The organism is Microbispora sitophila (assembly GCF_014892245.1).
Lineage (GTDB): Bacteria > Actinomycetota > Actinomycetes > Streptosporangiales > Streptosporangiaceae > Microbispora > Microbispora siamensis.
On sequence record NZ_JADBGC010000003.1, the window covers coordinates 1 to 24,724 of the forward strand.

Consider the following 24,724-nt stretch of genomic DNA (forward strand, 5'->3'; position numbering starts at 1 on the left):
CTACTGGCTCTGGCCCGACGCTTGGTCGATGTGCTGTGGGCTCTGCTGCGCGACAACCGGGTCTTCTCCCCTGTTCCGCCGTCCCAGCTCACAGCGCTCGCCGCTTGACATGGTCATTGAGATTCCTTCGGGTCAGTTGTGCCGGCGTTTCCCACACACCGGACACGTTGGCCCTTGCCGTTGCAGCCTGACTTGAAGGTGACCTGTGAAAGACATGATCCGCAGGTCGGGAGCGTCTAGGGCCCGCGGTCAGCCGGCCGGCGCGTCGGCGAAACTCGGGGTCGGCGCCTTGACGACACCTTGCCGCTCCATCCGGTCTGGTGGGTGTCGACGACGGCGACCCCGCTCTCGAAGTCCTCGTAGCCGGCTGAGACGCCGTGACCCGGAACGGACTTCACAGCATGGTGACCGGGCCGGGTGAAGGTGAGCGTCATCAGCCCGCTTCATCGGCAGGGGTCGCCCGGAGATATTCGGGCAGCCCTTTCCCGTCACCCCCGGGTACGGACCGCTCGCCGCTTTGTCACGGTTTCCTGACGTCACGGCGCGGTATCGGGCCGCGGAACCGTCGCACCGGGGCCGTAAAGTTCTGCTGGCCGGTACTTTGCCGAATCGTGGGGAACGGGATGCCGCAGATCGCGCCGTTGCAACCGGGGGATCCGACCAGGCTCGGTCCCTTCGTGCTGTCCGGCCGTCTCGGCGAGGGCGGGCAGGGCGTGGTCTACTTCGGCCAGGACCAGGCCGGCGAGCGGGCCGCGGTCAAGCTGCTGCACGTCAAGTTCTCCGGCGACGCGACCGCCAGGTCCCGCTTCGCGCGGGAGTTGCGCGCCGCCCAGCGTGTGGCGAGCTTCTGCACCGCGCGGGTTCTCGCGGCCGACCTGCAGGGCGACACGCCGTACATCGCGAGCGAGTTCATCGACGGCCGGTCGCTGCGCGAGGCCGTCGAGGCGGACGGGCCGCTGACCGGATCGGGCCTGGAGCGGCTCGCGGTCGGCACGGCCACCGCGCTCACCGCGATCCACCAGGCGGGCATCGTCCACCGCGACTTCAAGCCCGACAACGTGCTGCTGGCCGTCGACGGCCCCCGGGTGGTGGACTTCGGCATCGCCCGCATCCTCGACTCGACCGCCACGATCACCAGCCGGGCGATCGGCACGCCCGCCTACATGGCGCCCGAGCAGATCTCCGGCGGCAAGGTCGGGCCCCCGGCCGACGTGTTCTCCTGGGCTTCCACGATCGCGTACGCCGCGACCGGTGACGTCGTGTTCGGCGGGAACTCGATCGCGGTCGTGCTCAACCGCATCCTCAACCATGACATCGACACCGGGATGCTGCCCGAGCCGCTCGGCGGGGTGGTCCGGGCGTGCCTGCGCAAGTCGCCCGACGAGCGGCCGACGGCCGACCAGATCCTGCTGCGCCTGCTGGGCCGCGCGGTGTCGGGCGACGCGTCGGCGGTCGTGCTGTCGGAGGGGGCCGCGCACGCGGCCGACCCGGACGCCACGCGCCTCGCGCGCACGAACCCGGGCCGCGCCATGGGTCCGGGTCGCACCGTGGGTCAGGGCCGCGCCATCTCGACGGGCGGGGGCTCCCTGCCGACGGGCGGCGCGTGGACCGGGAACGGTGAGCCGACCCGATCCGGCGCGCGGACCGGGACGGATGGCCACGCCGGGAACGACGTGCCGACCGGGGCGTCCCCCGCGCTCCTGTCGTCATCCGGCCCCACCGCCCCAAGGTCCGGTGGCGCGTCCGGTGGCGTCCCGCGTGGCGGCGCGGGCCACGGCGGTCACGGCGCCGCACGGCCCGGCCTGGCGGAGCCGGCGCCGGCTGGGATGGGACCGGATGGGACCGTCTCGGCTGGGATCGGCCGGGCGCGCCGCCGCCGCAGGGGCCTCGTCGGCGCACTCGCGGCCGTGCTTGCCCTCGCGGCCGCCGGGGGCGCGGTCATCGCCGCCAAGACCGGCTTCGCGTTCGGCGGCGCGACCGAGGACGGCGGCACCGGCGACGCCGTGCTCTCGCCGCGGCCGAGCCCGACGTACGCCTCGGTGTACGAGAAGGCGCGGCGGACCAAGCGGCTGACGATCGGCGTGCGGTGGGACGTGCCCGGGGTCGGCCTGGAGCAGGCGAGCGGGTTCAGCGGGTTCGACGTGGACGTCGCGACGTCCATCGCCAGGAGCCTCAACGTCCCCGCGAGCGGGATCACCTTCCGCAGGGTGGGTGTCAACGACCGGGTGCGCGCGCTGACCGACCGCACGGTGGACATGGTCGTGGCGACCTACTCCTACGACGACAACCGCGACGACGCCGTCACCTTCGCCGGGCCGTACTACAGGGCCCACGCCGACCTGCTGGTGCTCGCCGGTTCGCGGATCAAGAAGCTGGACGACCTGGCCGGACGCCGGATGTGCGCGCCCGCCGGCAGCACCACCGCCCGCCTCGTCGCGGGCAAGGTGGACGTCGAGCAGGTCCCGGTGAGCGACTATGCCGAGTGCATGAGCCTGCTGACGCGAGGCGAGGTCGACGCCGTCCCGGGGGACGACCTCATCATCGCCGGCTTCGCCAACCGGGTGGCGAGCCTGAAGCTGTCGGTGCTCGGCCTGCGGCTGACCGACCAGCGCTACGCCGTCGGCCTGCCCAGGAAGGACGTGCGCACCTGCCGGGTCGTGGAGGACGCGATCAGCCGCATGTACGGCAACGGCACGATGCGTGACCTGCTGCGCAAACACTTCGGCAACGTCGACTTCGATCCCGAACGGGACGCGCCGCCCAAGCTCGCCTGCCGGTAAGCCCTGCTGCCCATCCCCCGGCCGGGGGTCAGGCCCGGCGTTCGAGCTGGGCCATGGCGTCGTTCGCCCACTCCAGCGTGGTGCGGGTCTGCCGGATACCGAGGTCCAGGGCGAGGTTGCCGAACTTGACCCCGGACGTCCCCTCCGGGATGGGGGAGGCGTGCTTGGCCGCCCAGAGGGCCTCCAGCTCGGCCAGCTTCTGTTCCACGTACGCCTTGAGCCGCTCCAGTACGTCCAGCGCTTCGCCGGGGTCGAGCAGCGGGAGCAGGAACGCCTGCAGCGCGACCTCGTTGCGCGCCGGACCCGTCGGGTCGTGCCCGACCAGCCAGGCGCGCAGCTCCACGCGGCCCTCCGGCGTGATCGAGTAGATCTTGCGCCCGCGCGCGCCCTCCGCCTCCACCGTCACCAGCCCGTCGGCGGTCATCTTCGCCAGCTCGGGATAGATCTGGCTGTGCCCGGCCTGCCAGACGTGGGCCACCGACCTCTCGAACTTCTTGGTCAGGTCGTAGCCGCTCGCCGAGCCGTAGGCGCTCAGAAGACCGAGAAGAGCGATGCGCAGGGACATGCCCCTCACTATACCTCCGGATTGACATGTCAGTCCTTACATGTCATTTTCGACACATGCGATCCAGAAACGGACTCCTCCTGTTCGCCGTGCTCGGCGGCATGTTCCTGGCGATGCTCGACCAGACGATCGTCGGCACCGCGCTGCCGAGGATCACCACCGAGCTGGGCGGCACCGGGCTCTACACCTGGGTGGTGACCGCCTACCTCCTCACCTCGACCGTCACGGTCCCGCTGTACGGCCGGCTCTCCGACGCGTACGGGCGAAAGCCGCTCCTGCTGGTCGGGGTGGTCCTGTTCCTGCTCGGCTCGATCCTGTCCGGGGCGGCGCAGAGCATGGGGCAGCTCATCGCCTTCCGCGGCCTGCAGGGACTCGGCGCGGGCGCGCTGCTTCCGCTGTCGCTGGCGCTGGTGATCGACCTGTTCCCGCCGGAGCGCAGCGGGCGGGTGCAGGGCGCCCTCGGCGGCGTCATGGCGCTGAGCTACATCGCCGGGCCGTTCCTCGGCGGCCTGTTCACCGACCACGCGAGCTGGCGCTGGGCCTTCTACGTGAACGTCCCGATCGGCGCCGTCCTCGTGGCCATCATCGTGTGGCGGCTGCCGCACCGGCCGGGGCACGGCGGGGCGCGGCCCGACTACCTGGGCATCGCCGTCTTCAGCGCCGCGATCAGCGCCCTGCTCGTCGGCCTGACCGAGAAGGGGGTCGACGGCCACACCTGGACGAGCGGCCCGGTCGCCGGCCCGATCGGCGCGGCGCTCGCGCTGCTCGTGGTGTTCGTCCTCGTCGAGCGGCGGGCCGCGGAGCCCATCGTGCCGCTCCACCTGTTCGCGAACGGCACGTACTCGCTGGTCAACGTCGCGTCGTTCTTCACGGCGTTCTGCATGTACGCCGGAGTGGTGTTCCTTCCGCGTTACTTCCAGGAGGCGCACGGTCTGAGCGCCACCTCGTCGGGGCTGCACATCTACCCGCTGATGCTGGCGATGGTCGTGGGCAGCGCGGTCACCGGCGCCCTCATCTCGCGCACGCGCCGCTACAAGCCGTGGCTGGTGATCGCGCCGGTCTTCCTCGTCGCGGGCACGGCGCTGTGCGCGAACCTCGAGGTCGGCACCTCGACTCCGCTGCTCGTCGCCTGGATGGCGCTGATCGGGCTTGGGATGGGGCCCATGCTGTCCGGCCTCACCGTGGCGATCCAGACGGCCGTGCCACCCCGGTTCATCGGCACGGCCAGCGCGAACCTGACGTTCTTCCGGCAGATCGGCGGCTCGGTCGCGCTGGCCGTCGCGGGCACGGCGTACGGGTCGGTGGTGACGCGGGAGGCGCCCCTGCACGGGCTGCCCGCGGCCCACGCCGCCGCGACCGCGACGGTCATCCCCTGGCTGGGGGTCGTGGGCGCGGTGGTCGCCCTCCTCGCGCTCGCCCTGCTGCCTCGGGGCGGTGTGCGGCTCGACAGGCCCGCACCGCAGCAGGACCTCGTCGCTGCGGCGTGAGACGGGCGTGAGACTCCAGCTCAGCGGCGCTTCGAGCGGCGTGTCGGACGGTGCGCGGGGCACGTCCGGCACGATTGAATTGATCTCAAGCGTTCGGGGGAGCGGCAGTGGGTCGTAGGGTCGTCACGGGTTTGGTCTGTGTGTTCGTCGCCGGAGCGCCGCAACCGGCGCTCGCCTTGTCGGGGGAGGCGCCCCGGCCGGCGCCGGTGAAAGAACCGTTGAAGAATCAGTGGGGCACGGCCGACCTCTCGGTCGGCATCACCGCCTCGCCGAAGGTGGCGCAGCCGGGGCAGCCGCTGACCTACCACGTCACGGTGCACAACAAGGGCCCGGGGGACGCCGTGCTGCCGACGCTGCGGGTCGCGCTGCCCAAGGACTTCCAGATCGTCAACGTGGGTGTGGCGGAGTGTGAGCCCGGCCGGGCGCGCAACCGGGTCGTCTGCCACTCGTCCGACGACGTCCTGCCCGGCGGTTCGGGCGACATGACGATCACCGGAGTGATCGCGCCGGGCGCGCACGGCCCGCTGCGGGCGCGGGCCGACCTGAGCTCCGAGGTGCTCGACCAGGACGAGACCGACAACACGGCCGAGGCGGTGACCAGGGTCGACGAGGGGGCCGACCTGGCGATGCGGTTCCGCTCCTCGACCAGGTTCATCCGCCCGGGCCACTGGTTCTCCGTACGCGCGGAGGTGCGCAACCGGGGGCCGCGCGTCGTGCGGGACGCCTACGTGTTCTTCCAGCCGCGCGAGGCCCGGCTGCTGTCCGCAAGGGGCGGACGCTGCCGGGGGAACCGCCAGTTCGTGGGGTGCTCGCTGCCGCCGATCAGGTCGGGGTCGCGTGGGCTGCTCGAACTCGTGTTCCGGGTGCCGTCCCGGGCCTCGCACGCCGTGGCGACGATGGCCACCGTCTACTCACGCCGCTACGGCGACCGTCGCCCGGCCAACAACAAGGCCAGCGTACGGGTGGCCCTGCGCCGCGCCTGACCGGTGACGCGGGCGCCGAGGCGGACACGAGTCAGGCGGGGCATCGGGGTTCAGGCCGGCTTCGTGGAGGCGGTCCAGGCGTCGGCGACCATGTCCCGCAACGTCGCGTGGGCCGGCTTCCAGCCCAGCTCGCGCTGGATCTTCTCCGACGACGCCACCAGCACGGCCGGATCGCCGGAACGGCGCGGCGCGACGGTGATCGGGACGGGGTGCCCGGTCACCTCGCGGCAGACGTCCACGACCTCCTTGACCGAGAAGCCCGTGCCGCTGCCGAGGTTGTAGATCCGGTGCTCGCCGGGCGTGCAGGCACCCAGGGCGAGCAGGTGCGCGCGGGCGAGATCGGCGACGTGGACGTAGTCGCGGATGCACGTGCCGTCCGGAGTGGGGTAGTCGGTGCCGAAGACGCTGACCGACTCGCGCTCGCCGAGGGCGACCTTCAGGATGTTGGGGATCAGATGGGTCTCGACCGTGTGCCGCTCGCGGAACTCGCCGTACGCCCCGGCCACGTTGAAGTAGCGCAGGCTGACCGCGCCGAGGCCGTACAGCCCGGCGAAGGCGGTGAGCGCGGTGTCCACGGCGAGCTTGGACGCGCCGTAGGGGTTGCCCGGGCGGGTGGGGTCGGTCTCCAGGATGGGCGTGCGCTCCGGCTCGCCGTAGGTGGCGGCGGTGGAGGAGAACACGATCCGGTTCACCCCGGCCTGCCGCATGGCGTCGAGCAGCGCGAGCGTGCCGCCGAGATTGTGCGACCAGTACAGCCCCGGCTTCTCCACGGACTCGCCCACCAGCGACTTGGCCGCGAAGTGGAGCACGGCGTCGAACCCTTCCGACAGCACGCCGCCCGCCTCGGTGACCGACGCCTGTACGAACGCGGCTCCGGGCGGCACGGCGTCGGCGTGCCCGGTCGACAGGTCGTCGAGCACCGTGACCTCGTGCCCCTCCTCCAGGAGTTGCGCCGCCACGACGCTGCCGATGTACCCGGCTCCACCAGTAACCAGCAGCTTCACTGTTTGCTCCTGTTCAAAAGTGTTGGATTATGTACGTCCAGGGCCTAGCTTACGCGCTTCCCATGAGGAGCGGGTTAAATGCCACCAGTACCGCAATCTCAGCGAGTAACAGGAGATTGCGACGCCCGGCCTGGCCTGCCTGACACCCGAACGGACTTGATGACGTGAGCAACGTCGCGGTGACCATCGCCCTGGTCCTGATATTCATCCTGATCGGCGGTTTCTTCGCCGCGGCCGAGATGGCGATGGTCTCGCTGCGGGAGAGCCAGATCCGCCGCCTGAGCCGCGACGAGGGACGCCGCGGCGCGCGGGTGCAGAAGCTCGCCCGCGACCCCAACCGCTTCCTTTCCGCCATCCAGGTCGGGGTGACCGTGGCGACCGTGCTGTCGGCCGCGCTCGGCGCCGACGCGCTGGGCCCGCGGTTCGCCCCGGTCCTGCAGCAGTGGGGCCTGCGGCCGAGCGTGGCCGCGCCCGTCGCGTTCGTGGCCGTCACACTGGCCATCTCGTATGTGACCCTGGTCCTCGGCGAGCTGGCGCCCAAGCGGCTCGGCCGGCAGCGGGCGGAGAGCCTGTCGCTCGTGACCGCCCCGCTGCTCGACCGGATCGCGACGCTGTCGAGGCCGGTGATCTGGCTCCTGTCCAAGTCGACGAACGGCGTCGTACGGCTGCTCGGCGGCAACCCGTCCGCCGACAGGGCGGCCATGACCACCGAGGAACTGCGCGACATGGTGGTGGGCCACACGGACCTCACCCAGGACGAGCGCGACGTGATCGCCGAGGTGTTCGCGGCGGGCAAGCGGCAGCTCAGGGAGGTCATGCTGCCTCGCACGGAGGTCGAGTTCATGGCGGCCGACACCCCGCTCGCCGAGGCCGCCGTGCTCGCGGCGGCCATGCCGCACTCCCGGTTCCCCGTCTACCGCGACACCTATGACGACGTCATCGGGTTCGTCCACGTGCGGGACCTGCTCGATCCCGTACGCACCGGGCGGCTGGAGCCGATCAGCGAGGTCGTGCCGATCCGCCCGGTCAAGCTCGTTCCGGCGAGCAAGCGGGTCCTCGCCACGCTCGCGGAGATGCGCGACGAGGGCCACCACCTCGCCATCGTGGTGGACGAGTACGGCGGCACCGACGGCATCGTGACGCTGGAGGATCTGGTCGAGGAGCTCGTCGGCGACATCCGCGACGAGTACGACGAGAGCGGCGACGCCGTACGCGTGATCGCCGGAGACATGGAGGTCGAGGGGCTGGTCAACCTGGACGAGTTCCACACGCAGACGGGCGTGCGGCTGCCCAGCGGGCCGTACGAGACCCTGGGCGGATACGTCATGGCCTTCCTCGGTCACCTGCCCCAGCGCGGCGAGGTCGCCGAGGCGCCGGGCGTCACGCTGACCGTGACGGAGATGGACGGCCGCCGCGTCTCCCGTGTCCGCGTCACCCGCAATCCTCCCGAAGACGCGGCGCCGGCGGCGCCCGCGGCGGCCGGCTGAGCGGCGGGTGTGCGCTGGACCGATGCGGGAGGCTCGCCGTGCTTTCATGCCGGCACCCGGGGAAAGGCGCCCGGCGGGGACGAGCCCGCGCCCCGGGCCGCGTCTGTCGCGGGCAGCCCGCGACTCCTGACAGAATTGCCGTATGGCTCTTGCTCGCGTCCTGTCCGGTATCCAGCCCACCGCCGACTCGTTCCACCTGGGCAACTATCTCGGCGCGATCCGCCAGTACGTCGCGTTGCAGGACACCCATGAGGCCTTCTTCTTCATCGCCGACCTGCACGCGCTGACCGTCGCGCCCAAGCCCGAGGAACTGCGCCGGCGCACCAGGATCGCCGCCGCCCAGCTGTTCGGCGCGGGGCTCGACCCGGAGCGCGCCGCGGTCTTCGCGCAGAGCCATGTGCGCGAGCACAGCGAGCTCGCCTGGTATCTGATCTGCCAGACCGGCATGGGCGAGGCCGGGCGGATGACGCAGTTCAAGGACAAGTCCGCGCGCTACGGCGAGAGCTCGGCCAGCGTGGGCCTGTTCACCTACCCGATCCTCCAGGCGGCCGACATCCTGATCTACCAGGCCGACCAGGTGCCGGTCGGGGTGGACCAGAAGCAGCACCTGGAGCTCAGCCGCGACCTCGCGCAGCGCTTCAACAGCCGCTACGGCCAGACGTTCAAGGTGCCGAGCCCGTACATCCTCAAGGAGGTCGAGAAGATCACCGACCTCCAGGACCCGACCGCCAAGATGTCCAAGTCGTCGTCGAGCCCGCAGGGCATCCTCGACGTGCTGGAGGAGCCGAACGCCCTGCGCAAGAAGATCATGCGCGCGGTGACCGACACCGGCAGCGACGTCGTCGCCGACGAGGAGAACAAGCCGGGCGTCACCAACCTGCTGCGGATCCTGTCCGCGCTGACCGGCACGCCGATCCCCGAGCTGGAGACGCGGTTCGCCGGGCAGGGGTACGGCACCTTCAAGAAGGAGGTCGCCGAGGCCGTCGTCGAGACGTTCTCCCCGATCCGGGAGCGTACGGAGAAGCTGCTGGCCGACGAGGCCGAGCTCGACCGGATGCTGGTCGCGGGCGCCGCCCGGGCCCGCAAGGTGGCCCGCGAGACGATGGAGCAGGTCCGCGAGCGCCTCGGCCTGCTCCCCACGTCGCACTTCGAGTGAACCGCGCCTGAGACCGCGGCCCCGGGCCGCGGTCGCCGCGCGCATCGAGACGCCTTCTCCGGGTACACAATGCCGATGGGGATGGCGATGGTCGACCAGGTCACGCGGCGTGTCGACGAAGTCAGGGCGTGGGGCCGGATGTGGATCGAGCGTGACCGGATCCGCTTCCCCTGGCTCGACCACCTCATCCGGACCGTGCAGCGCTACCAGGTGCAGACGGGGGACCGGCTGGCGGGCGCCATCACCTACTTCGCCTTCCTGTCGTTCTTCCCGCTGATCGCGCTGGCGTTCGCCCTGTTCGGGTATGTCGTGACGATCCGCCCGGACGCGCTCGCCACGCTCACCGAGGCGATCAACAGCCAGCTTCCCGGCCTCGCCGGGCAGCTCCACATCGACCAGCTCGCCGGGGCCCGGGGCCGGGCCGGGCTGATCGGTCTGCTCGGCCTGCTGTACGCCGGGCTGGGCGCGATGGACGCCCTGCGCGGGGCCCTGCGCACCGTCTGGATGACCTGCGAGCCGCCGCTCAACTACTTCGTCGGCAAGCTCCGCGACCTCGTCGCGCTCGTGCTCATGGGCCTCGCCATGCTGGTCTCGGTGATCGCGAGCGGGTTCGCCACCGGGGCCACGAGCACGGTCGCCGGATGGCTCGGCCTGGGCTCCTCGCCGCTGGCCGGCTTCGGGGTCTGGCTCGCCGGGATCGCCGCGAGCCTCGTCGCCGACCTGCTGCTCTTCCTGGTCATCCTCGGCTGGCTGGCCAAGCCGTCGCAGCCGTTCGTCGTCGTGCTCAAGGGCGCGCTGCTGGGCGCGGTCGGCTTCGGCGTGCTGAAGCAGCTCGCGGCGTTGATCCTGTCCGGCACCCTGCGCAACCCGGTGTACGGCACGTTCGCGGTGGTCGTGGGACTGCTGCTGTGGATCAACCTGTCGGCCCGGGTGATCCTCTATGCCGCCGCGTGGACGGCGACGGCCACGCTCGGCCCGCCGCCGGAGCCCACTCCGCTTCCGTCGCCCGCGACCACGCCCACGACCGGCCCCGCCTGACCGCACGCCTTCAACGCGGGCGCAACCCGTTGAGCGCGGTCTCCACGACGGTGTCGGCGTACTCGGGGGTCAGCGGGCCGCTGCGCTGGAGCCACCGGTTGAGCAGCGGGCCCCACAGCATCTCGATCGCGACGTCCAGGTCCAGGTCGCCGGACAGTTGCCCGGCTCGCTGCGCGCTGCGCAGCCGCTGCTTCTTCAGCTCCTTCATCGGCCCGTCGAGGCGTTCCGCGTAGGCCGCGGCGAGCGCGGGGTCGTGCAGGATCTCCGTGTTGAGCGCGCGCATCGGCTCGTCGTATCGCGGGTCGTTCAGCTCGGCGACCGTGGCGCGCAGGACCGCCTTGAGGTCGGCGTCCAGGTCGCCGGTGTCGGGCAGCGCGGGCGAGCCGCCGGTCCCCTCGGAGAGCATGAGGAACGCGTCGAAGAGCACCGCTCCCTTGGAGGGCCACCAGCGGTAGATGGTCTGCTTGCCGACCCCGGCCCGGGCGGCGATCCCCTCGATGCTCAGCTTCGCATAGCCGACCTCGCCGACGAGTTCGAACGCCGCGCTGAGGATGGCCCGACGTGAGGCCTCGCTGCGGCGCCTGGTGCCGGGAGCCGTCCCGTGCTGTGCCGTCATGCGGCAGAACCTACCAAAAGCGAGACGAGACGATCCGTCTTGACATGGATCCGATGCGACGCCACTATTGGCCAAGCGAGACGATACGTCTCGTTCAGTATCGTTGAGCTGATTGGGAGCCGCCATGCGTACGACGACCGCCGATTCGGGACGGGTCTGGTTCATCACCGGTGCGGGGCGGGGTCTCGGCCGGGCGTTCACCGAGGCCGCGCTCGACAACGGCGACAGGGTGGTCGCCGCGACCAGGACCGTCGCGCCCCTTCAGGGCCTGGCCGCCGAACATGAGGACAGGCTGCTCGTGCTCCCCCTGGACGTCACCGACCGCGCGGCGGTCTTCGCCGCGGTCGCCCGGGCGACCGAGCGCTTCGGCCGGCTCGACGTCGTGGTGAACAACGCCGGGATCATGTCCATGGGGATGATCGAGGAGTTCACCGAGGCCGAGGCCCGGGCCCAGATGGAGACCAACTTCTTCGGCGCGCTGTGGGTCAGCCAGGCCGTCCTGCCCTTCCTACGCGCTCAGGGGGCCGGGCACATCGTGCAGATCTCCAGCATCGGAGCGCTCGGGGGCTTCCCCACCACGGGGCTGTACAGCGCGAGCAAGTTCGCCTTGGAAGGCATGAGCGAGGCCCTGGCGATGGAGGCCGCGCGGTTCGGGGTGACGCTCACCATCGTCGAGCCCGGCGGCTACTGGACCGACCTGTACACCGGCATGACCACGACCACGCCGATGCCCGACTACGCACCCCTGCGGGCGGAGCTGGAGAAGCAGTGGGCGGAGGGGTCGGTGGACAGCGATCCCCGGCTGGCCGCCGAGGCCGTGCTGAAGCTCGTCGGCAGCGACGAGCCGCCGCTGCGGCTGCTGCTGGGCGGCACGGCCTACGACCTGGCCTTCGACGTCTCACGCCGGCGGATGGAGACCTGGGCCCGCTGGGAGGAGGTCAGCCGCGCCGCCGAGCACGCCATCCCCGCCCCGCCCGGTCGCTAGCCGTCGGAGTCGCCGGGCGTCTTCCGGCGCCGGCGCAGGCCGTACGCGCCGAGGGCGAGGACCACGAGGGCGCCGCCGCCGATCAGCAGGGGGGTGGTCGCGCCCGAACCCTTCGAGGAGTCATCCCCGCGCGCCTTGGCCGCGCCCGCGTCGGCCGTGCCCGGCGTCGGAGAGGGCCGTACGGCCAGGGGGGAGGAGGAGGGCTTGGGGGGCGCGGGCGCGACCAACTGGCCCACGGGGGCCGCCTTGCCCCTCGCGGAGAAGCCCCAGTCGAGCAGCTTGGCGACCTCCTCCCAGAAACCGCCGGGGTGATGCATGATCACGACGAGGATCGTGTGGCCGTCACGCCGGGCCGCGCCCACGAAGCTGCCCAGGGCCTTGGACGTCCAGCCGTTCTTCACGCCGAGCATGCCCTTGTAGCTGCCCAGGAGCCGGTTGTGGTTGGCCATCTCGTAGTAGGCGGGCGGGGGAGACTCGCTGGCCTCGGAGTCGTCGCGGCGCTTCTTCTTTTTCTTCTTGAAGTAGTCCTTGGGCGCGGGGAACTTGGCGACCTTCGTGCTGATGTACTCGCGGAAGTCCGGGATCGCCAGCCCGGCCCGCGCGATCAGGGCGAGGTCGTAGGCCGAGCTGCGCTGGCCCGGGGCGTCCAGGCCGTTCGGCGTCTTGGCCACCGTGTCGTACGCCTGGAGCTTGCGCGCCTCATTGTTCATGTCGGCGAGGGTCTTCTTCAGGCCGCCGTTCGCCTCGGCGAGCGCGACCGCGGCGTCGTTGGCGGAGACCATGAGGAGCGCCCGCATGAGATCGTCGATCTTGTAGATCGGCTCGGGGACGATGCCGACGGCGCTGCCCTCCACGTTGCACGCCTCGTCGCTCGGCTTGACCTTGCGGTTCTTGTCGAGCTTGGGGATCAGCGTCACGGCCGTCAGCGTCTTGAGCGTGCTCGCGGGCAGGTAGTGCCCGTGCGGGTCCTTGGCCGCGAGCACCGCGCCGGTGTCGGCGTCGGCCACGACGTACGCGCTGGCCTCGGTCTTGGGCGGGGCTTTGATCCCGGCGGGCGCGATGATCCCGTGGCCGGCGAGCAAATCCCCGCCTACGGTTCCGTTCCCGGTCACCGCCGTGCCGGTCTCCTCCGGCGCCAGTTCCGGCACAGTCCGCGCGCCCGCGGTGGGAGGGGCGCAGAGCAGCGCCGTCGTCAGCACCCCCGCCGTCGTCACGGTCGCGGCGAGAGCCCGCAGGTTCGTCCCCATAGCTCGCTCAGCCTAGCCTCGACTGCCTTCGCATGAAGCGACATATGCCCCATATGCCACAGGGCCACGCAGGTGGCCGCCGATACTGTGAGGATGACGAGACGTGTATCGATCTTTCTCGTGGCACTCGCCGCCTTCATGATCTTCGAATGGATCAACCTCGGCTTCAACCTCGCCGACGGGCACGAGACTTCCTTCTACGTCGTCCACGGCGTACTCATCGCGGTGAACATCCTCCTGGCACTGGCGCTCGGGGCGGTCGGCGTGCGGGGATGGATGAAGGGTAGGGCCTGAGCCTGGAACGACCTTGTCCGCTGTGACCTGAGTGTCCACAGGGACCGAACGTGATGGAGGCAAGCTTTGGCGATCGACTTCAATCCCTCGCGTGGCGCGACGCTCGGCGTGGAGTGGGAGCTTCAGCTCGTCGACCGGCATACGCGTCATCTCCGCCAGGACGCGAAGGAGGTGCTCGCCGCGGTTCCCGACCTCAGTGAGGGGCAGCGGCCCAAGGCCATGCACGAACTCATGCAGTCGCAGGTCGAGATCGTCACCGACGTCTGCCACACGGTGGCCGAGGCGGTTCAGGACCTGAAGAAGAGCATCGGCCGGCTGACCGAGGCCGTCGAGCCGCGCGGCATCGCGCTCGCCTGCACGGGGACCCACGCGATCAGCGACTGGCGCGACGCGGTCTACGCGCCCAGCCAGCGCTACGTGGAGCTGGTCGAGGAGATGCAGTGGCTCGCCTGGCGGATCCAGACGTTCGGCGTGCACGTCCACGTGGGCGTCAAGGAGCGGGACAAGGTCATTCCGATCGTCAACGCCCTCGCGGCGTACCTGCCGCACTTCCTCGCGCTCACCTCCTCCAGCCCCTACTGGGGCGGGCAGGACACCGGGCTGGCGTCGAGCCGGGCCATCGTCTTCGGCTCGCTGCCCACGGCCGGGCCGCCGCACCTGCTGGCCGACTGGGCCGAGTTCGAGGAGTACATGGACACGCTGCTGCGGGCGGGCACGATCCGCAGCATCAAGGAGGTGTGGTGGGACATCCGGCCGCATCCCGACTTCGGCACGATCGAGATCCGGATGTTCGACGGGATCCCGACGCCGCGCGAGGTGGGCATGGTGACCGCGCTGTCCCAGTGCCTCGTGCAGCAGTTCGATCAGCAGATCGACCGGGGGTACAAGCTGCCGCATCCGGCGGCGTGGGTGGTGCGCGACAACAAGTGGCGCGCCACGCGCTACGGCCTCGACGCGGACGTCATCACCGACGACCATGGCTCCACGGCGCCGATGCGCGACGTATTGTATGAACTTCAGCGTGAACTCGAACCCGTCGCCGAGCGGCTCGGCTGTGCCGACGAACTGGCGGTCGTGACCGAGGTGCTGGAGCAGGGGAGCTCATCCGAGCGCCAGCGGGCGATCCTCGCCGACGGAGGGACCCTCCAGGACGTGGTCGACGCCACGGTCGTCGAGCTCGCCGAGGACAGGTTCGTCACCTCGAACCCTAACCGCGAGATCGGACAAACAGGCACCTGACGGGGTAGGCCTGATATGTCCGGCAACAGCGCCTCAGTTCTGACAACGTGCGGAGGCCGGTGTAAATACTGGGCAATCCGCCGTATCGGAGGGTCGCGGCATGGAAGGATTGTGAATGAAGGGTCGGTGGAGGCGAGACACGCCCGCTCGACCCTTTTGGGCTTTTTCGTGACTTTTCATGATCATATGGACGATCCGGCGATCCGTGGCGGGACGGCTCGCCGGAGGAGGGAAGACCCGTGGCCACCTCATCGAAGCTCGCAACGCCGGACGCGGCCGTGCCGGGAAGCAACGACCTGGCCGGGCAACTGGCGGAATTCCTTCGCGGGCACAACGATGAGCTGATCGAGTTCCGGCGCGACGTACACGCGCACCCGGAGATCGCCTTCAGCGAGCATCGCACGACCGAGAAGATCGCTGAGCGGCTGACGGACGCCGGGCTCACCCCGCACCCGCTGTCGCGCGGAACCGGCCTGTGGGTGGACCTCGGCCGCGACGAGGGCCCCACGGTCGCCCTGCGCGCGGACATCGACGCGCTGCCGATGGAGGACGAGAAGGACGTCCCCTACCGCTCCACGAACCCGAACGCGTGCCACGCCTGCGGCCACGACGTGCACACGGCGATCGTCGTCGGCGCCGGGCTGTTCCTGGCGTCGCAGGCCGACGCGGGAGCGCTCCCCGGCCGGGTACGGCTGATCTTCCAGCCCGCCGAGGAGGTCGCGGGCGGCGCGCTGGAGGTCATGCGCGACGGCGGCCTCACCGAGGTCGACCGCATCTTCGCGGTGCACTGCGACCCGCGCCTCGACGTCGGGCACGTCGGCCTGCGGACCGGCCCGATCACCGGGTCCTGCGACAGCCTGCAGATCAAGGTCGCGGGCCCTGGCGGGCACACCGCCCGGCCGCACCTGACCGTGGACCTCGTCTACGCGCTCAGCAAGATCGTCACCGAGTTGCCGGCCGCGCTGTCGCGCCGCGTGGACCCCCGATCCAGCCTCAGCCTCGTGTGGGGCCAGATCTCCGCCGGGTCCGTGGCCAACGCGATCCCGGACGTCGGCCTCGCCCAGGGCACGGTCAGGTCGCTCGACGAGGATGCCTGGCACCAGGCCCCCGACCTGGTCAAGGCACTGCTCGACTCGGTCGCCGGCGCGTACGGCGTGGACGCCGAGATCGACTACAGGCGCGGCACGCCGCCCACGGTGAACGAGGCCACCAGCATCCAGATGCTGCACGACGCGGTCACCCAGATCATCGGCGAGGGGGCGGCCGTGCCCACGCCGCAGAGCCTCGGCGGCGAGGACTTCTCCTGGTACCTCGAGTCGGTGCCCGGCGCGCTCGCCCGGCTGGGCACCCGGCCGCCGGGGGTCGTCGACGAGGTCGACATCCACCGGCCGCTGTTCGACGTGGACGAGCGGGCGATCGGGATCGGCGTCAAGGTTCTCGCCGCCACCGCGCTGACCGCGCTGTGGGGCGGCGCCCGCTGAACAGCCCCTGAGCCGCACGCCGTCGTGCCCGACGTCTCCCCCCTGCGTCCCGAGGATCCCCCGCGCCTCGGGGACTACCGCCTCGACGGCCGCCTGGGTGTGGGCGGCCAGGGGGTCGTCTTCCTCGGCGCCGGCGCGTCGGGCGGGCCGGTGGCAGTGAAGCTCCTGCACGCCCGGGTCGACGGCACCTCCGCCCGGCGCGCCTTCGCCCGTGAGATCGAGGCGGTGCGCCGGGTCGCGCCCTTCTGCACCGCCCAGGTCCTCGACGCCGACCTCGACGGCGACCGGCCGTACATCGTGAGCGAGTACGTCGACGGCCCGTCGCTGCGCGAGCACGTGACGGCGGCGGGCCCGCGGACGGGCGGCGACCTGGACCGGGTCGCCGTGGGGACGGCCACCGCGCTGGCCGCGATCCACCGGGCGGGTGTCGTCCACCGCGACTTCAAGCCGGGCAACGTGCTCCTCGGCTCGGACGGGCTGCGGGTCGTCGACTTCGGCATCTCCCGGCTCGCCGACGCCACCGCGACGACCGGGAATCCGGTCGGCACCCCGGCCTACATCGCGCCGGAGCAGCTCGAGGGGCGACCGGCCGGGCCGGCGGCGGACGTGTTCTGCTGGGCGCTCACACTCGTCTACGCGGCGAGCGGACGGCACGCCTACACCGGTGACACGTACGCGGCCGTCATGGCCCGCATCCTGTACGGCACGCCCGACCTGGGGCCGCTCACCGGTCTGCTGAAGGACCTCGTCATGGCGTGCCTGGCCGCGGAGCCCGCCGACCGGCCGGACGCCGGACAGGTGCTGAGCGCCCTGCTCGACCGACCCACGGGGCGGCCGAGTCCGGCGGCGCCTGGTTCCGCCGCTCCTGGTCCCATCGCTTCCGAATCCGTCACGCGGCCATGGCACGAGCAGGAGCCGCGTCGATTCCGGGTGCGGCCCGGGGAGCGGGCCGACGCCGAGCAGGCCGGACCAGAGCAGGCCAGATCAGAGCAGGCCAGACCAGAGCAGGCCAGACCAGAGCAGGCCGAACCCGAGCGAACCGGCGACCGGCCGGCGGAGCACGGCGGGACCGGCGTGACCGCTGCGACCGGTGGGCGGCGTCGCGGGCGAGCGCGCGCGGTCGCGCCGGCCGCCTTACTCGCCGTCCTCGTCGCGGCCGGTGTCGCGGCGGGCGTCGCGTGGGTGCTGACGGCCCGCGAAGGCGGGCGCCCCGGCGGTACGTGGACGGGTGTCGCACACTACCCCTCGGCCGACCGGGTCTTCCCGGTCGAAATCCATCTGACCGGCGCGGCGCGGATGAGGTGGGGCGCCGACCTGCACTGCTCCGGCCGTCTCACCCCCGCGAGCGGGTCGGGCGAGGTGCTCGTGCTGACCCTCGACCAGGTGAAGGGCGACGCCTGTTATCCCGGAAGCGTCTCGATCACCTGGCGGGGCGAGAGCGCGGCCGACTTCGCGGTGACGCGCGAAGGGGAACAGGCCGTTCGATACTCGGGATCTCTTACCCGCACGAATTAACTCAAATGGGATAAATCTGTCAGAGCGTTTGCGTGGCGCGTTCTCCCGCGCGCCCAGCGGGTATCGCGGACCGTGGGACCACCAGCGGTTTGGAGATCCGATTGCGGGCGTTCCGTACGGTGACGGCGGGCGTCGTCGCCGTCGCCGTGACCGCCGTCGCGGGATGCGGCGGCAGGGTGGAGACCGCGTCGCCGCCCACCGTTCCGCTGCGGGTCGGGCTCGTCTACGACATCGGCGGACGGGGCGACAAGTCGTACAACGACGCCGCGGCCGCCGGAGTCGACGAGGCCAAGCGCAACCTGAGCGGCATGCGGGTGCGGGAGGTCGCGGCCGCGCCGGGCGAGCCCGCCGCCCGGAAGGTGGAGCGGGTGCGGGCGCTCGCCGAGGCCGGCTACGACCCGATCATCGCCGTCGGCTACTCGTACGCGCCGGCGCTGGCGAGCATCGCCCCGAAGTTCCGCAGAACACGGTTCGCGATCGTGGACGAGCCGACGGTGTCCGGTCCCAACATCACGAACCTGCTGTTCGCCTCGGAGCAGGGCTCGTTCCTGATGGGTGCGGTGGCGGCGATGAAGTCGCGCACCGGCGACGTCGGCTTGGTCGGGGGCAACCGGTCGCCGCTGGTCAGGAAGTTCGAGGCCGGCTACGTCCAGGGCGTGAAACACGTGAACCCGCGGGCGCGGATCAGGATCGCCTACCTCACGGGCCCGCAGGACCTGAGCGGCTTCGAACGGCCGGACAAGGCGCGGCAGGCCGCCCGGCGCATGTACCGGGCGGGCGCCGACGTGGTCTACCAGGTGGCCGGGGCCTCGGGGGCCGGGGTGTTCCGCGCGGCGAAGAAGGCCGGAGCGTGGGCCATCGGCGTCGACTACGACCAGGCCAAGAGCGCCGACCCGGCCGTGCGCCACGTGATCCTCACCTCGATGATCAAAAGGATCGACGTCGCGGTCTACGACTACCTCGCCGACGTCGTCGACCACACCGTCACCAGCGGCCGCGTCGTGTACGACCTGAAGCTCGGCGGCGTCGACTACACCCTCACCGGCGGCCACATCACCGACATCCAGCCGCGCCTGGAGCAGCTCAAGCAGGAGATCATCCACGGCAGGGTCAAGGTTTCCCCAGGCTGACACCCTGGTCACGGTGCGGACTGGGCTCAATAACGGACATGTTGCGGACTGGTGTGCGGGTTTGGTCTATGCAGGTCAAACAACTATCTTCCGTGCAGGGTTGCCGTGCGTTCCTGCGTGCGTGCGACGAGAGTCAGACGGGCGGGGAACGGAAGGGGAGTCACGACCTTGCTCCACAATCGAATCAGCAGACTGGCCGCCGCCACCGCGGGCGGAGCCTTGCTCATGGCCGCAGCCGCGTGTGGGGGTGGCGGCGACGACACCGCCACGACCGAGGCCTCGGCCGGCGCGTCCTCCGCGCCCGCCGCCTCGCAGATCAAGGTCGGCCTGGCGTACGACATCGGTGGCCGCGGCGACGGTTCCTTCAACGACGCGGCCGCGGCCGGCCTGGACAAGGCCGAGTCGGAGCTCAAGGTCCAGAAGAAGGAACTCGAGGCGACCGCGGGCGAGACCGACGCCCAGAAGGAGGAGCGGCTGCGCCTGCTCGCCTCCGGGGGCTACAACCCGGTCATCGCGGTGGGCTTCGCGTACTCCGGCTCCGTGGCGAAGGTCGCCAAGGAGTTCCCCGACGTCAAGTTCGCCATCGTGGACGACGACGCCGCCAAGGGCGACAACATCACGAACCTGATGTTCGCCGAGGAGCAGGGGTCGTTCCTCGTCGGGGCCGCGGCGGCGCTCAAGTCCGAGAAGGGCAACGTCGGCTTCGTGGGCGGCGTCGACGTGCCGCTGATCCACAAGTTCGAGGCGGGCTTCGAGGCCGGTGCGAAGGCCGTCAAGCCGGACATCAAGATCCAGAGCAAGTACCTCACCCAGCCCCCGGACTTCGGCGGCTTCGGTGACCCGGCCAAGGGCAAGACGGCCGCGCAGGGCATGTACGACGCCGGCGCGGACGTGGTCTACCAGGCGGCCGGCGGTTCGGGCGCGGGCGTCTTCGAGGCGGCCAAGGCCGCGAACGCGATGGCGATCGGCGTCGACTCCGACCAGGCGGCGCTCCCGGCGTACGCCGACTTCAAGGACGTGATCATCACCTCGATGATCAAGAAGGTCGACGTGGCGGTCTTCGACTTCCTGAAGAACTACACCACCGGCGCGGTCAAGTCGGGCCCGTCGGTCTACGACCTCAAGGCGGGCGGCGTGGACTACTCCACGACCGGCGGCAAGATCGACGACATCAAGTCGAAGATCGACGAGTACAAGCAGAAGATCATCAACGGCGAGATCACGGTCCCGACGTCCTGACCTGCGTAATCGAGGGGCCCGGAGGCACCCGCCCCGGGCCCTTTGCTCTACTCTCACTATCACTTGACCGTCACCGGGCACTCCGCGAGGAGGAGGCCGACATTACCGCCGCGACCGTTACGGAACCCGCAGTAGAACTCACCGGGATCACCAAGAGGTTCCCGGGAGTCGTCGCCAACAGCGACATCCACCTCCGCGTCGCCAAAGGGCACATCCACGCCATCGTCGGCGAGAACGGCGCGGGGAAGTCCACGCTGATGAAGATCCTGTACGGGATGCAGCGCCCCGACGAGGGCGTGATCCGCGTCAACGGGTCGCCCGTGGGCTTCCACACCCCCGCGGACGCCATCGACGCCGGCATCGGCATGGTCCACCAGCACTTCATGCTGGCCGACAACCTGACCGTGCTGGAGAACGTGGTTCTGGGCAGCGAGCCGCGCCGCGGCGGCCTCGCCCTCGACTTCGCCGCCGCGCGTAAGAAGATCAAGGAGATCTCCGACGCGTACGGCCTGGGCGTGCGGCCGGACGTGCCGGTGGAGGACCTGGGGGTCGGCGACCGCCAGCGGGTGGAGATCCTGAAGGTGCTCTACCGGGGCGCCCGCATCCTGATCCTGGACGAGCCGACCGCCGTGCTCGTGCCCCACGAGGTGGACGAGCTGTTCGACAACCTGCGCGGCCTGGTCCGCGAGGGGCTGACGATCCTGTTCATCTCCCACAAGCTGGACGAGGTCCTGCGGGTGGCCGACGAGATCACCGTGATCCGGCGCGGCACCACCGTGGCGACCGTGAATCCCAAGGACGTCACCTCCCGCAAGCTCGCCGAGCTCATGGTCGGCAGCGAGCTGCCCAGCCCCGAGACCCGCGAGTCGACCGTCACCGACGTCGTCGCCCTGTCCGTACGCGACCTGACCGTGCGCACCGGCGACGGGCGGCCGGTGGTCGAGAACGTGAGCTTCGACATCCACAAGGGCGAGGTGCTCGGCATCGCGGGCGTCGAGGGCAACGGCCAGGCGGAGCTCGTCGAGGCGATCATGGGTATGCGCCCCTGCGAGGCGGGCGCGCTCACGCTCGCCGGCGCCGACATCTCCCAGTGGTCGACCCTCAGACGGCGCGCGGGCGGCATCGGCTACATCCCCGAGGACCGCCACCGGCACGGCCTGCTGCTGGAGTCGCCGCTCTGGGAGAACCGCATCCTCGGTCACCAGACCCGCCGGCCCAACGTCAAGGGCCCGTGGATCGACCGCGCGGGCGCGCGGGCCGACACGCGGCGCATCGTCGAGGAGTACGACGTGCGCACCCCCGGCATCGACGTGGACGCGGCCACGCTGTCCGGCGGCAACCAGCAGAAGCTGATCGTCGGGCGGGAGATGAGCGGCGACCCCGTGCTGCTCATCGCCAGCCACCCCACGCGCGGCGTGGACATCGGCGCGCAGGCGGCGATCTGGGACCACCTGCGTACGGCGCGCGCCGCCGGGCTGGCGGTGCTGCTGATCTCCGCGGACCTCGACGAGCTGATCGGGCTGTCCGACACGCTCAAGGTGATCCTGCGCGGCAGGATCGTCGCCGACGTCGATCCCGCGAACGTGACCCCCGAGCAACTGGGCTCGGCGATGACCGGCGCCGGGGAGGAGACGGTATGAACGGGTTCCTCGACCGGGTGCTCGGCCGGGTGCGGCTGGGCGGCTGGCTCGCCGTCGCCGCGCCGGTCATCGCGGTCGTCTTCGCGGTGCTGATCACCTCGGCGGTCCTGCTCGTCGCGGGCAAGGCGCCCGTGGAGGCGTTCACCACCCTCGCGGACTACGGCACCCAGCCGCGGTCGATGGCCATGATCCTCAACACCGGGGTCATGTACTACATCTCCGCGCTCGCGGTGGCCGTCGGCTTCCGGATGAACCTCTTCAACATCGGCGTGGACGGCCAGTATCGGCTCGCGGCCGTGGTCGCCGCCGGGCTCGGCGGCGCCGCCGTGGTGCCCGGCGTGCTCAACATCGTCCTCGTGGTCGTCGTCGCGGTGGTCGTCGGCGCCCTGTGGGCCGCGATCGCCGGTCTGCTCCGGGTGTACCGGGGCGTGAGCGAGGTCATCTCGACCATCATGCTGAACGCGATCGCCACCGGCCTCGGGTCGTGGCTGGTCAGCGAGCACTTCGGTGTGCTGACGGGCAACGACCTCGGCACCAGGCCGATCCCCGACGACGCGCACATGCCGGGCATCCCGCTCATCGCCGGCACGCCGGTGCTGGTCAACGGCTTCATCGTGGTCGCGGTCCTGCTCGGCGTCGCGTACTGGGTCGTGCTCAACCGCACCCGGTTCGGCTTCGAGCTGCGGGCGACCGGCAAGTCCGAGTCGGCGGCGGTGGCCAGCGGGGTCAGCGTGAAGAAGATGATCGTCGTCACGATGGTCATGTCGGGCGCGGTCGCCGGTCTGATCGGCATGCCGGAACTGCTCGGCGCCTCCTACAAGTACAGCAACAACTTCCCGGCCGGCCTCGGCTTCACGGGCATCGCGATCGCCCTGCTCGGCCGCAACAACCCGGTCGGCATGGCGGTCGGCGCGCTGCTGTGGAGCTTCCTGGAAAACTCGTCCAACCAGCTCCAGCTGCTCGACATCTCCAAGGAGATCGTGCAGATCATGCAGGGCGTCGTCGTGATCTCCGTGATCATCGCGTACGAGCTGGTCCACCGCTACCGGATCGTCGCCGAGCAGCGCAGGGTCAGCCGCGAGCTCGCCGCGCCGCAGGAGGCGCCGAAGGCGGAGGCGGCGGCATGACAGGGCCGGACGGGATCGAGGAGCCGGACGGAATCGAGGAGACGGCATGACGGCGACGGACCTCCCGGTCGAACGCCCGGTCGAGACGCCCCCGGCGCGGCGCTTCCGGCTGTCGGCGCCGGTGCTCCTGCTCGGCCTGGCCGGGCTGGTGGTGCTGCTGTCGATCGCGCGGCTGGTGACCGGCGCGAACGACATCACCTCGGCGGGCACGGTCAGCGCCGCGCTCGGCCTCGCCGTGCCGATCGGGCTCGCCGGTCTCGGCGGCCTGTGGTCGGAGCGGGCCGGTGTGGTCAACATCGGCCTCGAAGGCATGATGGTGCTCGGCACCTGGTTCGGGGCCTGGGGCGCCCTCCAGTTCCACAGCCCCTGGGCGGGCGTGGTCGCCGGCGCCGTCGGCGGGGCGCTGGGCGCGGTGATCCACGCCGTCGCGACCGTGACCTTCGGCGTCGACCACATCATCTCCGGCGTGGCGATCAACATCGTCGGCGTCGGCTTCACCCAGTACCTGTCCCAGCTCGTCTTCGACGGCATGCCGGGCGGCGGGACGAAGAACTCGCCGCCGCTGCCCAAGATGGGCACGGTGAGCCTGAGCTTCCTCGACGACCCGCTGCGGACCGTCGAGGCCAAGCACTGGTTCGTGCTGTCGGACTTCGCGGGCGTGCTGCGGGGCATCACCCAGGGCGTGTCCTGGTTCACGATCCTGGCGATCCTGCTGGTCCCGCTGTCGTTCTACATCCTGTGGCGCACGCCGTTCGGCCTGCGCCTGCGGGCGTGCGGCGAGCGGCCGGTCGCGGCGGAGTCGCTGGGCGTCAACGTCTACCTGTACAAGTGGGCCGCCGTGCTCGTCTCCGGTGTGCTCGCCGGTCTCGGCGGCGCGTTCCTGTCGCTGGTGGCCGCGGGGATCTACCGTGACGGGCAGACGGGCGGGCGCGGCTACATCGGCCTCGCCGCCATGATTTTCGGCAACTGGCGTCCCGGCGGGCTCGCCGGGGGCGCGGCGCTGTTCGGCTACACCGACGCGCTGCAGCTCCGCCAGGGCGGAATCTCGGTGCACGCGCTGCTGTTCGTCGTCGCGCTGCTGCTCGTCGCGGTGGCGGTCTACCAGCTCGTACGGCAGCGGCGCGGGGTCGCGGCCCTGATCACCGGGGTCGTGGCGATCGCGGTGTTCGTGGTGTTCGCCGTGACCGACACCGTGCCGGAGCAGTTCACCTCGTTCACCCCCCACCTGACCACGCTGCTGGTGCTGTCGCTGGCCTCACAACGGCTGCGCATGCCGGCGGCCGACGGCGTCCCGTATCGAAGGGGGCAGGCGAAATGAGCATCGACTGGGAGGCGCTGCGGGTCGCGGCCCGCGAGGCCATGGCCCACGCGTACGCGCCGTACTCGAAGTTTCCCGTGGGGGCGGCGGCGCTCGTCGACGACGGCCGGGTCGTGACCGGCTGCAACGTGGAGAACGCCTCGTACGGCGTGGGGCTGTGCGCCGAGTGCGGGCTCGTCTCGGCGCTGCACGCGAGCGGCGGCGGCAGGCTGGTGGCCTTCACCTGCGTGGACGGCCACGGCGAGCTGCTGATGCCGTGCGGCCGCTGCCGCCAGCTTCTGTTCGAGCACGGCGGGCGGGACCTGCTGGTGGAGACGCCCGAAGGGCCGATGCGGATGGCCGACTTCCTGCCGTTCGCCTTCGGGCCCGAAGATCTGTCGCGATAAGGGGGAA

At 71.0% G+C, this 24,724-nt stretch carries 21 protein-coding genes; 17 read left to right on the top strand and 4 right to left on the bottom strand.

Going from position 1 to position 24,724, the window contains the following annotated elements; translation table 11 throughout:
- Positions 1–611 precede the first annotated feature (611 nt).
- Positions 612–2,780, top strand: coding sequence for a serine/threonine-protein kinase (locus IL992_RS05980; protein ID WP_193202316.1), 2,169 nt, complete (start codon positions 612–614; stop codon positions 2,778–2,780).
- 28 nt (positions 2,781–2,808) lie between these two features.
- Here IL992_RS05980 and IL992_RS05985 read toward each other — a convergent pair whose 3' ends face one another.
- Positions 2,809–3,345, bottom strand: a complete 537-nt coding sequence (locus IL992_RS05985; RefSeq protein ID WP_193202317.1) for a PadR family transcriptional regulator — start codon at positions 3,343–3,345, stop codon at positions 2,809–2,811.
- A gap of 56 nt (positions 3,346–3,401) precedes the next feature.
- Here IL992_RS05985 and IL992_RS05990 point away from each other — a divergent pair, with 56 nt between their 5' ends.
- Both IL992_RS05990 and IL992_RS05995 read left to right on the top strand, forming a co-directional pair.
- A complete protein-coding gene (locus IL992_RS05990; RefSeq protein ID WP_226872447.1) occupies positions 3,402–4,832 on the top strand; it encodes an MDR family MFS transporter in 1,431 nt (476 codons plus the stop codon).
- Positions 4,833–5,050: 218 nt separating this feature from the next.
- Positions 5,051–5,815 carry a CARDB domain-containing protein gene (locus tag IL992_RS05995; RefSeq protein WP_193202319.1) on the top strand — a complete coding sequence of 255 codons (765 nt, stop codon included), beginning with the start codon at positions 5,051–5,053 and terminating at the stop codon, positions 5,813–5,815.
- Between the two features lie 50 nt (positions 5,816–5,865).
- On the opposite strand, the gene galE is transcribed toward IL992_RS05995, so the two are convergent.
- Complete coding sequence (gene galE / locus IL992_RS06000; RefSeq protein WP_193202320.1) at positions 5,866–6,819, bottom strand: UDP-glucose 4-epimerase GalE; 954 nt, start codon at positions 6,817–6,819, stop codon at positions 5,866–5,868.
- Between the two features lie 164 nt (positions 6,820–6,983).
- Here galE and IL992_RS06005 point away from each other — a divergent pair, with 164 nt between their 5' ends.
- The 3 genes from IL992_RS06005 (at position 6,984) to IL992_RS06015 (ending at position 10,500) form a co-directional block, all read left to right on the top strand.
- Positions 6,984–8,306 carry a hemolysin family protein gene (locus IL992_RS06005; protein WP_193202321.1) on the top strand — a complete coding sequence of 441 codons (1,323 nt, stop codon included), beginning with the start codon at positions 6,984–6,986 and terminating at the stop codon, positions 8,304–8,306.
- Between the two features lie 142 nt (positions 8,307–8,448).
- A complete protein-coding gene (gene trpS, locus IL992_RS06010; RefSeq protein ID WP_193202322.1) occupies positions 8,449–9,462 on the top strand; it encodes a tryptophan--tRNA ligase in 1,014 nt (337 codons plus the stop codon).
- 75 nt (positions 9,463–9,537) lie between these two features.
- Entirely contained in the window at positions 9,538–10,500 is a 963-nt protein-coding gene (locus IL992_RS06015) for a YihY/virulence factor BrkB family protein (RefSeq protein WP_226872448.1), read from the top strand.
- Positions 10,501–10,510: 10 nt separating this feature from the next.
- Here the strand turns inward: IL992_RS06015 and IL992_RS06020 are convergent, their stop codons facing one another.
- Positions 10,511–11,116, bottom strand: a complete 606-nt coding sequence (locus IL992_RS06020; RefSeq protein ID WP_193202323.1) for a TetR/AcrR family transcriptional regulator — start codon at positions 11,114–11,116, stop codon at positions 10,511–10,513.
- A gap of 124 nt (positions 11,117–11,240) precedes the next feature.
- Here IL992_RS06020 and IL992_RS06025 point away from each other — a divergent pair, with 124 nt between their 5' ends.
- Positions 11,241–12,101 (top strand): SDR family NAD(P)-dependent oxidoreductase, encoded by an 861-nt coding sequence (locus IL992_RS06025; protein ID WP_193202324.1) that lies wholly within the window; start codon positions 11,241–11,243, stop codon positions 12,099–12,101.
- Here the strand turns inward: IL992_RS06025 and IL992_RS06030 are convergent.
- Positions 12,098–13,348 (bottom strand): D-alanyl-D-alanine carboxypeptidase family protein, encoded by a 1,251-nt coding sequence (locus IL992_RS06030; protein ID WP_193202325.1) that lies wholly within the window; start codon positions 13,346–13,348, stop codon positions 12,098–12,100. The genes IL992_RS06025 and IL992_RS06030 overlap by 4 nt on opposite strands.
- A gap of 93 nt (positions 13,349–13,441) precedes the next feature.
- On the opposite strand from IL992_RS06030, the gene IL992_RS06035 reads away from it, so the two are divergent.
- From IL992_RS06035 to IL992_RS06080, 10 genes are all read left to right on the top strand, one after another.
- Positions 13,442–13,642, top strand: a complete 201-nt coding sequence (locus tag IL992_RS06035) for an SCO4848 family membrane protein (RefSeq protein ID WP_079316017.1) — start codon at positions 13,442–13,444, stop codon at positions 13,640–13,642.
- Between the two features lie 66 nt (positions 13,643–13,708).
- Positions 13,709–14,881 (top strand): glutamate--cysteine ligase, encoded by a 1,173-nt coding sequence (locus IL992_RS06040; protein ID WP_193202327.1) that lies wholly within the window; start codon positions 13,709–13,711, stop codon positions 14,879–14,881.
- A gap of 239 nt (positions 14,882–15,120) precedes the next feature.
- Positions 15,121–16,362, top strand: coding sequence for an amidohydrolase (locus IL992_RS06045; RefSeq protein ID WP_193202328.1), 1,242 nt, complete (start codon positions 15,121–15,123; stop codon positions 16,360–16,362).
- A 24-nt stretch (positions 16,363–16,386) separates the two neighbouring features.
- Positions 16,387–17,877 carry a serine/threonine-protein kinase gene (locus IL992_RS45890; RefSeq protein ID WP_319018372.1) on the top strand — a complete coding sequence of 497 codons (1,491 nt, stop codon included), beginning with the start codon at positions 16,387–16,389 and terminating at the stop codon, positions 17,875–17,877.
- An 89-nt stretch (positions 17,878–17,966) separates the two neighbouring features.
- Positions 17,967–19,007 carry a BMP family lipoprotein gene (locus IL992_RS06055; protein WP_193202329.1) on the top strand — a complete coding sequence of 347 codons (1,041 nt, stop codon included), beginning with the start codon at positions 17,967–17,969 and terminating at the stop codon, positions 19,005–19,007.
- Between the two features lie 225 nt (positions 19,008–19,232).
- Complete coding sequence (locus IL992_RS06060; RefSeq protein WP_193202330.1) at positions 19,233–20,246, top strand: BMP family lipoprotein; 1,014 nt, start codon at positions 19,233–19,235, stop codon at positions 20,244–20,246.
- A 101-nt stretch (positions 20,247–20,347) separates the two neighbouring features.
- A complete protein-coding gene (locus IL992_RS06065; RefSeq protein WP_193202652.1) occupies positions 20,348–21,886 on the top strand; it encodes an ABC transporter ATP-binding protein in 1,539 nt (512 codons plus the stop codon).
- A complete protein-coding gene (locus IL992_RS06070) occupies positions 21,883–23,013 on the top strand; it encodes an ABC transporter permease (protein ID WP_193202331.1) in 1,131 nt (376 codons plus the stop codon). Before IL992_RS06065 ends, IL992_RS06070 begins: the two co-directional genes overlap by 4 nt.
- Positions 23,014–23,059: 46 nt before the next feature.
- Positions 23,060–24,331, top strand: a complete 1,272-nt coding sequence (locus IL992_RS06075; RefSeq protein WP_193202332.1) for an ABC transporter permease — start codon at positions 23,060–23,062, stop codon at positions 24,329–24,331.
- Positions 24,328–24,717 (top strand): cytidine deaminase, encoded by a 390-nt coding sequence (locus IL992_RS06080; RefSeq protein WP_193202333.1) that lies wholly within the window; start codon positions 24,328–24,330, stop codon positions 24,715–24,717. The genes IL992_RS06075 and IL992_RS06080 overlap by 4 nt, the downstream gene beginning before the upstream one ends.
- The last annotated feature ends 7 nt before the right edge of the window (positions 24,718–24,724 follow it).